Raw genomic sequence first — 3,422 nt, 5'->3', positions numbered from 1 at the left:
GTCCAGGCCGCCGACGGCGGCCTTGCTCTCATGCGTCATCGCTCTCTTCCTGCGGCGGTGGTAACGCGTGGGTTTTTAAATCAATAATCTGCCCGATTTGATCGTGGTAAACGGTGAGCAAATTATAGCGGCTCATCTCCGAGATAATCTGCGGCGCGACGTTAAAGCTGCTCGCCAGCTCATCGTCGCGCAGAGCGAGCACCGCGGTATGACGCCGGGTATGGGCGCGGCGCCGGTTGTAGTGATACCAGAGGATCAACAGCCAGCCGTTCAGCGCGGCAATCAGCAGATACATCAGCGCCGTATTCAGGGAGTCCATCAGCGTTTCCCAGTTCGGAGAGGGCGGCGCGATGAACTGCATCAGCAAATTGGCGTACAGAAAGAACAGAAAACCGAGCCAGGCCAGCAGCGTTAAGCCGGCGTCGACCAGCCGGGGCAGCACCCGATGTTCGGTTAAGATGAGCGTATTTTCATTCATCACAGGCTTCCTTTTCCCCGGTCCGGACTCACCCAGCGCGCGCGGGAACGTTGACGTTTCACCATCACTTTCGGAAAAGCGACCAGCGTGGTCAGCAGGCCGATCATCCAGTAGACCATCGGGAACCAGATCACCCAGAACAGCGATTTGGCGACCTTTTTCTCATAGCGCCGCTCGATATACAGGCTGGCGACGAACTGCAGCAGGCACATCAGGCCGAGCAGCATGCCGGTGAATTCCGGTGGAAACAGGCTATGCACCGCCAGATTGTCAGGCAGCGGTATCAGGCGGCTGAGGATAAACAGCAGAATGGTGATCGCGTAGGCAAAGGCCCACAGCGTGGAGCAGGCATACTCCAGAAACAGCGGCCACATCCGGTGATGCTGCCAGTGAAACAGGCGGCGCAGATTGACCAGAAAGACTTCGGCGCCGCCCTGGGCCCAGCGCAGACGCTGCTTCCATAACCCTTTGAGGGTCTCCGGCATCAGGATCCAGCACAGCGCTCGCGGCTCGAAAAAGATGTCCCAGTGGCGGAGCTGAAGCTTCCAGCTGATATCAATATCTTCAGTGATCATATCCGGGCTCCAGTAGCCGACGTCCGCCAGCGCCTGGCGCCGGAAGGCGGCGATTACGCCGGAGACGGTAAAGACCCGGCCATAGATCCGCTGCGTCCGTTTGATAAGCCCAATGATCGACGAGAACTCCCCAACCTGAATGCGGCCGATCAGCGTGGATCGGGTGCGGATCCGCGGATTGCCGGTGACCGCCCCGACGTGCGGATAATGGATCAACGGCGCGACCAGCCAGGCCGCGGTATCCCGGTCCAGCAGGGCGTCGCCATCGATGCAGACCAGCAGATCGCCGCGGGCGGCGGCGGCGCCCGCTTTGAGCGCCACCGCTTTTCCCTGATTGGCGGCCAGATGGATCACCCGCAGCCTCGGCTCCTCCTGCGCCAGCTGCTGGAGCACCTGGGCGGTGTTGTCCGAAGAGCCGTCGTTAATCGCGATCACTTCAAGATTGGCGTAACGCTGGGCCAGCGCTGCGCTGATGGTTTCCCGGGCGTTTTTCTCCTCGTTAAAGCAGGGGATCAGGATCGAGATCAGTGGATTGCCCGGCAGCGTCGGCGGCGGGGTATCCTCCCCCCACGGCCAGTGACGTTCCAGCTGAAACCAGAAGTAGAGACCCCCGGTGATCCACAACACTGACATAAACAGCGGCCAGAAAAAGACAAAGTCGAGGATAAGCTCGCCGGTAAATACCGCTGCGACACCTAACGGCAGCCCGAATACGAGGCATAAAATGCACAATGCGATAATGCGATCAGTCATGGTCAGGGTACCACCAGGAAGAAAATTGCGGCCTGATACGAGAGATATCAGGCTGGTTGTTAATAAAATCGTCAGGGTAGTAGCCGTAGTTTTTGACGCCGTTCAGCCGCAGCAAACGCATCCAGTCCGCCAGCTGCTGGTCGGGAATGGCGTTTTGCTGGCGTCGATTCCAGTCTCTGGCCTGCAGTTCAAAGATGGTTTTCTTCAGCGCACCCGGGTGGCGGGCGACGGCCTGCACCAGCCGCGTCAGCCAGGCCTGGCTGGCGTCGATCGGCACGGACTCCATCAGCGGCATCGCCATGGGGACCGTCCAGTCATAGGCGGCAAGGAAGTCATCCAGATTCTGCGCAAACCAGGCTTCGCTTTGCGGCTCCAGGATCGGCAGGGCGAAGAGATTACGCGCCGTTTTCACCTGCGGGCCGCGGATGGCCTGCACTGCCTGGCGTAGATCCAGAGTGAAGCGGGTCAGGGTTTGGCTTTTGAAACGCATCCATGCCTGGCGCTCTTGCGGACGTTGGGGCACCGGGTCGGCATCGTGCGCCATACCCGTCTGCCGCCAGGCGGCGACCGCCTCCGGACTCACGTCTTCAAAATCGGTCAGCACGGCGTCGTCGTGAAACAGGATCCCGCTGAAGCTGGCGTGTCGGGCCAGATCTTCGTAGATGTCGGTGATCTGCTGGCGAACCCGGGGATCCCAGGGCGACAGACGGACGTACGGCTGGCGGGCAAGTAACGCCTTCCCGGTTTGCGGATCCCAGCGCTGAACGCGCGGCAGATCTGAGGCAAGATCGAAGGCCAGCACCGGCATCCAGGCATAAACCTTCACATTGCCGCGGGTCTGCAACTGCCAGGAGACGAAGTTAAACAGGTCGGCGCGCATCGGCAGCCAGCGGTTGGGGAAATAGAGCGACTTGACCGTGCCGTCGCCCTGCGGGTCGGAGAAGGCCTGCAGAAAGACGTGGCTGATTTTCATGTCATAGACGCGCTGCACCAGCTTATCGATATTCTTTGCCTGCTGGACGGGATTGGGGTCATAGACATAGTCCAGATCCACATGCATCACCCGAACAGGATCGGCTTCCTGAATCTGGGTCACGGCGCTGGCAAAGGCCTTGAGCGACGGGTTACCGGCGATCAGCAGGCGTGGAATATTGTCCAGATCCTTCACGTTGCCCAGGCCGTCGTTCAGCGTAAACGCCAGCTGATACCCTTGCTGTTTGGCGATGGCCAGGGTGCTGCCGCTGGCGGCGCCGTAGGGCCACACCCAGGCGCGCGGCGTTTTCCCGGCAACCTCATGGATTTTCGCCGTCACTTTCTGCACGTCATCGGTCATTCGCCGGGTAAACTGCGCGTCGCTTTCATAGCGGCCGGTGGTTTTATCCCAGCCGCGGTTGGCGGCGGCAGGCTCGCGGCTGCCCTGCGGATTGGCCGGCAGACCGTAGTGCGAGGCCCAGGTGTGCGCGCCGATCTCCACCAGCGGCGAGCGGCTGAGCTCGCGCACCATCTCCCAGGTAGCGAAGCGCTCGCGCGGCGTCATCAGGCCGCCAAAATTAACGGGCTGACCAGCGGGAGTGTCCACCCAGCTGCCCACCGCCCCCCCCCCCCCCCCCCCCCCC

Annotated in this window: 3 protein-coding genes; all 3 read right to left on the bottom strand. The window is 61.2% G+C overall.

Annotation, left to right across the window (positions count from 1 at the left end):
• Positions 1-28: 28 nt before the first annotated feature.
• Positions 29-478: a poly-beta-1,6-N-acetyl-D-glucosamine biosynthesis protein PgaD gene (gene pgaD / locus HMPREF9538_RS19510; RefSeq protein WP_009484471.1), complete on the bottom strand. Its 450-nt coding sequence runs from the start codon at positions 476-478 to the stop codon at positions 29-31.
• Positions 478-1,806 (bottom strand): poly-beta-1,6-N-acetyl-D-glucosamine synthase, encoded by a 1,329-nt coding sequence (gene pgaC / locus HMPREF9538_RS19515; protein WP_004210049.1) that lies wholly within the window; start codon positions 1,804-1,806, stop codon positions 478-480. Before pgaC ends, pgaD begins: the two co-directional genes overlap by 1 nt.
• On the bottom strand, positions 1,799-3,422 hold a 1,624-nt coding region (gene pgaB / locus HMPREF9538_RS19520), incomplete at its 5' end, for a poly-beta-1,6-N-acetyl-D-glucosamine N-deacetylase PgaB (protein WP_009484470.1). The genes pgaB and pgaC, both read right to left, overlap by 8 nt.

The organism is Klebsiella sp. MS 92-3, from assembly GCF_000195655.1.
GTDB classification, from domain to species: Bacteria; Pseudomonadota; Gammaproteobacteria; order Enterobacterales; family Enterobacteriaceae; genus Klebsiella; species Klebsiella pneumoniae.
This window is presented reverse-complemented; position numbering and strand designations above follow the sequence as displayed.